The 7247-nt window shown below is 72.1% G+C and carries 5 protein-coding genes; 2 read left to right on the top strand and 3 right to left on the bottom strand.

Annotated features, from left to right (window positions below; all coding sequences use genetic code 11):
• Positions 1-166 precede the first annotated feature (166 nt).
• Positions 167-1387: a phosphoglycerate dehydrogenase gene (serA, locus tag ACLBYE_RS28715; protein ID WP_447696764.1), complete on the top strand. Its 1221-nt coding sequence runs from the start codon at positions 167-169 to the stop codon at positions 1385-1387.
• A 115-nt stretch (positions 1388-1502) separates the two neighbouring features.
• Here serA and ACLBYE_RS28710 read toward each other — a convergent pair whose 3' ends face one another.
• The 3 genes from ACLBYE_RS28710 to cysE form a co-directional block, all read right to left on the bottom strand.
• Complete coding sequence (locus tag ACLBYE_RS28710) at positions 1503-3497, bottom strand: family 2A encapsulin nanocompartment cargo protein cysteine desulfurase (protein ID WP_447696763.1); 1995 nt, start codon at positions 3495-3497, stop codon at positions 1503-1505.
• Positions 3484-4881, bottom strand: coding sequence for a family 2B encapsulin nanocompartment shell protein (locus ACLBYE_RS28705; RefSeq protein ID WP_026605239.1), 1398 nt, complete (start codon positions 4879-4881; stop codon positions 3484-3486). Before ACLBYE_RS28705 ends, ACLBYE_RS28710 begins: the two co-directional genes overlap by 14 nt.
• 429 nt (positions 4882-5310) lie before the next feature.
• The gene (gene cysE, locus ACLBYE_RS28700; RefSeq protein WP_020095129.1) at positions 5311-6183 is read right to left on the bottom strand and encodes a serine O-acetyltransferase; all 873 of its coding nucleotides are present in this window, start codon (positions 6181-6183) and stop codon (positions 5311-5313) included.
• A gap of 640 nt (positions 6184-6823) precedes the next feature.
• Between cysE and ACLBYE_RS28695 the strand changes: the two genes are divergently transcribed.
• Complete coding sequence (locus ACLBYE_RS28695; RefSeq protein ID WP_020095131.1) at positions 6824-7102, top strand: hypothetical protein; 279 nt, start codon at positions 6824-6826, stop codon at positions 7100-7102.
• Positions 7103-7247: the final 145 nt, after the last annotated feature.

The following is a 7247-nucleotide window of genomic DNA, read 5'->3' as shown; positions in this document are numbered from 1 at the left end:
GGCCGGGCGCGCGCCGTCGAGACGACGGGGCCGGGCCGTCCCGTCGCGGGGCGGGCGGCCCGCGCCGCGCGCCCGCAACCCCGTCCCGCCCGCGCCGCCCTTGCCGCTGCGCCGCGCCGGCGCCAAGGTCGCGGATCGCATCCCGTCCGTGGAGAGAGGACAGACCGTGTCGACCGAGCGCGTCGTTCTGACCGAAAGCATAGCGCCGACAGCGTCCAGGATCTTCACCCAGGCCGGGATCGGCGCCATCCGACAGCTGTCGCGCGCGGTCAGCCCCGGGGACGCCGGCGAACTGGCCGACGTCACCGTCCTCGGCATCCGCTCGCGCACGCAGGTCACCGCCGCGCTTCTCGACGTCCTGCCCGACCTCGCCGCCATCGGCTGCTTCAGCGTCGGGACCAACCAGGTCGACCTCGAGACGGCGCGCGCCCGCGGCCTGCCGGTGTTCAACGCGCCGTTCTCGAACACGCGCAGCGTCGCCGAACTGACGATCGGCGAGATCGTGATGCTGCTCCGGCGCATCGTGCCGCGCTCGGTCGCGGCCCATGAAGGCGGCTGGGACAAGTCGGCCACCGGCGCCTTCGAGGTGCGCGGCAAGACGCTCGGCATCGTCGGCTACGGCAATATCGGCGCGCAGCTCTCGAACCTCGCCGAGGCGATGGGCATGCGCGTCATCTTCTACGACCTCACCGACAAGCTGCGCCACGGGAACACCGAGCCGGCCGAGAGCTTCGAGGCCCTGCTCGCCGCCAGCGACGTGGTCAGCCTGCACGTCCCGGAGACGCCGCTGACCCACGGGCTGATGGGCGCGGAGCGGATCCGCGCGATGAAGCCGGGCGCCTACCTGATCAACAACAGCCGCGGCACGGTCGTGGACCTGGACGCCCTGGCGGCGGCTCTGCGCGACGGGCATCTCGCCGGGGCCGCGATCGACGTCTTCCCGGTGGAGCCGACCTCCAACGCGGAGCGCTTCGTCTCGCCCCTGCAGGGGCTTCCGAACGTGCTCCTCACCCCCCATGTCGGCGGCTCGACCGAGGAGGCCCAGGACCGCATCGGCGCGGAGGTGGCCCGCAAGCTCGTCGACTACGTCCAGACCGGCTCGACGCTCGGCGCCGTGAACTTCCCGCAGGTCCAGCTGCCGCCGCGCCTGTCGGGCGCGCGGTTCCTCCACGTGCACCGGAACGTGCCCGGCGTGCTCGGGCAGATCAACGCGATCTTCTCGGGCCGGTCGCTCAACATCGACGCGCAGTACCTGCAGACGGACGGCGAGTTCGGCTACGTCGTGGTGGACGCGTCCGTGCCGCCGGGCGAGGCGGACGCGGTGCTCCGCGCGCTGCGGGCCATCGACGGCACGGTGCGGACGCGGCATCTCCGGCCGGCGGCGTAGGGGTTCCGCGCGCCGCGCCGGACGTCGGCGACGGGTCGCGCGGATCCTCACGCCCGCAGGGCAGGGTTCGGCGCGGACACGACGCCCCCGCGCCCGCCGGCCGGCGACGCGCCGGTCACGTTCGCGGCAAGGTGTGCAGCACCCGCAGGAAGGCGTCGACCTCCGCGCGGGTGTTGTAGAAGGCGAGCGAGGCCCGCACCGACTGGTCGACCCCGAACCGGCGCAGGGCCGGCAGGGCGCAGTGGTGGCCCGAGCGCACCGCGATGCCGTGCGAATCGAGGTGGTGGGCGACCGCCTCGTTCGTCTGCCCCTCGATCACGAAGGACATCACGCTCGCCTTCTCCCGGGCCGTGCCGATCAGGCGCAGGCCCTTCACGTCGGCGAGGCCCGCCTGCGCGTAGTCCAGGAGGTCGTGCTCGTAGGCGGCGATCGCCGGCATGCCGATACCCGCGAGGTAGTCGAGCGCCGCCCCGAGACCGACCGCCCCGGCGATGTCGGGCGTGCCGGCCTCGAACTTCTCGGGCGCGCCCTTGTAGACGGTCTTCGCGAAGGTGACGTCCTCGATCATGTGGCCGCCGCCCTGCCAGGGCGGCATCGCCTCCAGCAAGTGGGTCTTGCCGTAGAGCGCGCCGATGCCCGTCGGCCCGAACACCTTGTGGCCGGAGAAGACCAGGAAGTCGGCGTCGAGGGATTGGACGTCCAGCGGCATATGCGGCGAGGATTGCGCCGCATCGACCAGCACCGGCACCCCGTAGGCGTGGGCGAGCTGGATGATCTCCCGCACCGGGTTCACGGTGCCGAGCGCGTTGGCCACCTGCGTCACCGAGACGATCTTCGTGCGGCCCGACAGCAGCGCCGCGTACTGCTCGAAGATGATCTCGCCGCGGTCGTTGACCGGGATCACCCGGAGCGTCGCCCCGGTCTGCTGCGCCAGCAGCTGCCAGGGCACGATGTTGGCGTGGTGCTCGATGGTCGAGACGATGATCTCGTCGCCCGGGCCGATCTGGGCCCGGCCGTAGGAATTGGCGACGAGGTTGATCGCCTCCGTGGTGCCGCGCAGGAAGACGATGTCGTCCTTCGACGGGGCGTTGAGGAAGCGGCGCACCGCTTCGCGGCCGCCCTCGAACAGGTCGGTGGAGCGCGCCGCCAGGGTGTGGGCGGCCCGGTGGATGTTCGAGTTGTGCCGCCCGTAGAACTCCGCGGTCGCGTCGATCACGGCCTGCGGCTTGTGGGTGGTGGCGGCGTTGTCGAGCCAGACCAGCGGGTGGCCGTTGACGCTCTGGTGCAGGGCCGGGAAATCGCGGCGGACCTGCTCCACGTCGAAGGGCGCCGCCACCGGGCTCGATCCCTGCGCCGCCAGGCGCGGCGCCGGGCCCGGGTCGCGGGCCGGCTCCACCTGGGGGCTCGCCGGCGCCCTGCGGGCCGGCCCGGGGCCGAGGTTCAGGAAGTAGTAGTCGGACGGCGGCGCCTCGGGTGCCTGGGACAGCCGGCCGGTCCGGGCGAAGCGCTCCTGCGCCTCATCGCGGCCGACTTTCGACGGATCGGCCGGCACGAGAGCCGGGGCGAGGGCGTGCGCGAAGGCGTTGGCGCGCGGGTGGTCCGCGGCGATCTGCCGGTGCAGCTCCGGACCGCCGGGGAGGGCGGCCGCCAGCGCCGGAGCGCCGGCGAAGGAGAAGTCCGGCAGCACCGGGCGCGGGCTCGCCGGGTGGACCGGCGGGATCGCCCCGACATCGGCGAAGGCCGGGCTCGCGGGTGCGAGGTTCGGCAGGGTCGGCCCGGAGAGGCCCGGCAGGCCGACCGGCGGCGCCCCGAAGGAGCGCGCCGCCAGCGCGGAGGCGTCGGGCTGCAGGCCGGCGGGCTGGCCGCCTGCGGGTGCCGAGGGGACGCCCAGGGGCGCGCTCGGCAGCGGCGCGCCGCCCGGGCCCTGGGGCAGGCTCTCGAGAGCCTGCGGGACCTGGGGGCCGGCGGGGATCGCCGGGGCGAAGGGCCGGCTCGCGGCCTGCCCCTGCCCGTAGATCTCCCGGGCGAGGCGCCCGACGAGATCCGCGTGGGCCAGCTCGCCCGGGCTCGCCCCGGGCAGCCCGAGGGCGACAGCCTCAGGCGTAGTCATGGTAGTTGCCCAGCAGCACGTTATCGAGGCGGGCGATCGCGTCCTCGACCAGCACGGCGGCCGAGAAGTAGCGGGTCACGAGGTGCGAGGCGATCGAGTGGTCGTTGGTGCCCATGTAGCGCACCGACAGGCCGGGCTCGATCTCGCCGGTCACGCCCGACTTCTGCAGGCCGACCACGCCCTGCTCGCCCTCGCCGACGCGCAGCAGCAGGATCGAGGTGGTCTCGGCCCCGGTCACCGGGTCGAGGTCGATCGGCAGCTTGTCGCTCGGCACCAGCGGCACGCCGCGCCACGTGATGAACGGCGCGCCGAACAGGTGGACGACGACCGGCGGCACGCCGCGGCGGGTCGCCTCCCGGCCGAAGGCCGCGATGGCGCGGGGATGGGCCACGAAGAAGGCGGGCTTCTTCCAGACCAGGGTCAGCAGCTCGTCGAGGTCGTCCGGGGTGGGCGGGCCGCCGCGGGTCGGGATGCGCTGGCGCGGGCCGACCTCGCCGAGAAGGCCGAACTGCGCGTTGTTCAGGAGCTCCCACTCCTCGCGCTCCTTCACGGCGTCGACCGTGAGGCGGATCTGCTCGCGGAGCTGGTCGATCTCGTTGGAGTAGAGATCGGTGACGCGGGTATGGGTGTTGAGGATCGTCTGGATGGTCGAGAGGTGGTACTCGCGCGGATCGACCTCGTAGTCCACGAAGGTCGTCGGCAGGCGCGGCTCGCCGGTATGGACCGCCAGCAGCTCGATCCCCTGCTCGCCGTAGGAGTTGGTGTGACCTTTGAGGCGGTCGCGCTCCTCGCGGTACTGCGCGATCTTGGCGCGGATCTCCTCGCTCTCCACCGCGGCGGCGTCGAGGGTCAGGAGGGTCACGGCCGACAGGGCCTTCACGGCCGGGGCGGGCGCGCGCTCACCGGCGAGGCCCGCATCGCCGAAATAGTCGCCCTTCGTGGCGAGCCCCTGGCGCAGGCGGCCCTTGTAGGGGCCCGACAGGGTCAGCTCGACGGTGCCGTCGGCCACCACCGTGAGGCTGCGGCCGGCGGAGCCCTCCTCGTGGATCACCGTTCCGGCCTTGTGCCGGCTCTCGGTGAACTTGGCCGCCAGCGCCGCCAGCTCGGCATCGCCCAGCCGGCTGAACAGCGGCACGGCCCGCAGGGAGGCGGGACGGATCACCTTGCCGTCCCCCTTGTCCTCGGCGACGAGATCGATCCGGCCGGGGCGCGCCAGCACGACGGCGCGGCGGTTGACGCGGTAGACCCCGCCCGCCACGTCCACGAAGGGCAGGAGCCGGAGCAGCCAGCGCGGCGTGTTGGCCGCGTTCTGGACCGAGGTGACGGTCGCCGTCGCAAGATTGCGTGCCGCCGTGGCGCTCACGCTCAGACCCGGTCCGCTCATCGTTCGTCCTCACTCCATCCAGGATTTCAGGCGCGCCGCATCGATCCGCGCGGCGGCGGTGCGCCCCGCAGTCTGTGCGAGGCGAGCGCAAGTCGTTCCGATCAGAACTCGACGACGATCGCGACCCGAGCGGCAGCACCGTCAGTCAAATCATGTATTCTCTAGCAGTCCGACAGCCGTTGTCGAACGCTCGGCCGGGCCGACTTCATCGTTGTTCCGGCGATGTCTGGATAAAGTCTGATTCGCCCAAAGGTCAACGGAATGATGTCCCCATTTTTCGTCTGTTCGTAGAAATGGATTCCGTGGTATGCACGGCGAACAGGACACGACCGTCCTCAGACAGGCATATCAGAGAACTTAATTCTACAGAGTCGCGCCCGGCGGCGGCGCCCGGACGACTTTGTTGTCAGGAAAAATCTTTCGCGCGTCTCAGATGCCGTCCCCGTAGCCGAAGGACTGGTCCATGCTGAGCGCCGGCTCCTCGTCGACGGGCAGGCGCGAGACGACCCGGGCCGGCACACCCGCCACAGTCGTGTGGGGCGGCACGTCCTGCAGCACCACCGCGGCGGCCGCGACCTTGGCGCCCGCCCCGACGCGGATGTTGCCCAGCACCTTGGCGCCGACGCTGAGCAGCACCCCGCGCTCGATCTTGGGATGCCGGTCGCCGCTCTCCTTGCCGTTGCCCCCGAGCGTCACCGACTGGAGGATCGAGACGTCGTCGGCGATCACCGTGGTCTCGCCGATCACCACGCCGGTGGCGTGGTCGATGAACACCCCCGAGCCGATCCTGGCCGCCGGGTGGATGTCGCAGCCGAACACCTCGGAGATCCGACTCTGGACGTGCAGCGCCAGGGTCGCCCGGCCCCGGTGCCAGAGCCAGTGGCCGACCCGGTACGCCTCGAGCGCGGCGAGTCCCTTGTAGAACAGGAACGGGTCGAGGTAGCGGCGGCAGGTCGGGTCGCGCTCGCGGATCGCCACGAGGTCGCGCACCGCGTGGGCGCCGGCCTGCGGGTCGGCCTCGAAGGCCGAGAGGCACAGGTCGCGCATCGACAGGCGTGCGAGGTCGCCGTCCCCGAGCCGGTGGGCGAGGCGGTAGGCGAGGGCCTGGGCCAGCGAGCGCTGGTCGAGGATCGTCGCCTGGATGATCCCCGCATAGAGGGGCTCCTCGATCAGGGCCGCCTCGGCCTCGGCGCGCAGGGCGGCCCAGACTTCGGCCTCCGCGGTGCTGCGGCTCGTGATGCGCAGGGGCGGCTGGACCACGGCCATCGTGGCGCCCGCGGCGGGCAGGGCAGCGTGATGCATCGGTCGTCGCCGATCACGGCAGGGGGCGGAACGGGTCGGGCCGGTCGCGCCCCAGGGCGTCGTGCCCCTGGACCGTCACGCCCACATTGGCAGGGGCTTCGCCACGCATCATCGTCCCCGAGGTCATGGTGTCGTCTCCCTCGAATCGGTCGCGGTGGCGGCCCGATTCCGCCGCCGGCGGCGCCGGCGAGAAGTCTCTTCCGAATGCCCCGGTCCGGCGGAGAAGGTTTCGACCGCGCGAGCGCGTTGCCGGAGCATTGTTTCGTTAAGTCATTGTCACAGAAAGATATTCAGGCATCGCGCCGGCTTTGGCAAGTCCCGGGACCCGGCCGTCGCCGGCCGGCACGGGCGATCGATGGCGGCCGGGTTCCCGGCATATCTCCGCCGACCCCGCGCTTCTGCTCCGGCTCGCGGCTTCGACGAACAACCTGCGCTGCAAGTCCTCGCCAATTTGGCAGCACATTCTCGGGTCCGGCGTCTACATTGACGGTGTCGACATACAGTCGATGTGGAGCCCATCGGAGGTTTGCCGTGATCACCAGCAAGGAACGGTTCGCCCGGATGACTGCGCCGTGTCTGCCGTGTTGCCGCGTCCAAGAGGAGGAGAGCGCACGACATCAGACACGCGAGGCGACCACCGATGCTGACCTATGACACGACCCGGAACACCCGTCCCGACCTGAGCCCCGAACCGGCCGCCGCCCTCGGCCGGGCCCTGTCCCGGAGCGTCCGCTCCCATCCCTCCCACGAACGCGCCGCCCTCGCGAGCGCCCTCGACGACGGCCTGATGCCCGACGAGGTCGCGCAGATCCTCGCCGGCCGCCCAGTGGCCGAGGCCTTCCCGATCCGCTGGGGCGAGAGCCCGGAAGCCTACGCGTCCCGGGCCGTGTCCGAGATGTTCGTCGCCTACCTCCAGTAGGCGCGCCGCTGCCGGCCGCGCCGGCCTCTCCGACCACGAACGATGGAAACCTGCCATGTCGGTCTTCCCCCGCGGGTGGAGGCGCCGGACGGGGACGGCCGCCTGCGCGCTCGCCCTGGCGCTCGGTGCCGCCGGCCCGGCCGCG

It is taken from the genome of Methylobacterium sp. A52T (assembly GCF_053346095.1).
The sequence above is the reverse complement of the archived record's forward strand: the minus strand, read 5'-3'. Positions and strand labels throughout refer to the sequence as shown.

What these genes read in the sequence shown, in the direction of transcription:
- ACLBYE_RS28710 (WP_447696763.1), bottom strand. Translation starts at nt 3,497, where the DNA reads ATGACTACGCCTGAGGCTGTCGCCCTCGGGCTGCCCGGGGCGAGCCCG.
- ACLBYE_RS28705 (WP_026605239.1), bottom strand. Translation starts at nt 4,881, where the DNA reads ATGAGCGGACCGGGTCTGAGCGTGAGCGCCACGGCGGCACGCAATCTT.
- cysE (WP_020095129.1), bottom strand. Translation starts at nt 6,183, where the DNA reads ATGCATCACGCTGCCCTGCCCGCCGCGGGCGCCACGATGGCCGTGGTC.
- ACLBYE_RS28695 (WP_020095131.1), top strand. Translation starts at nt 6,824, where the DNA reads ATGCTGACCTATGACACGACCCGGAACACCCGTCCCGACCTGAGCCCC.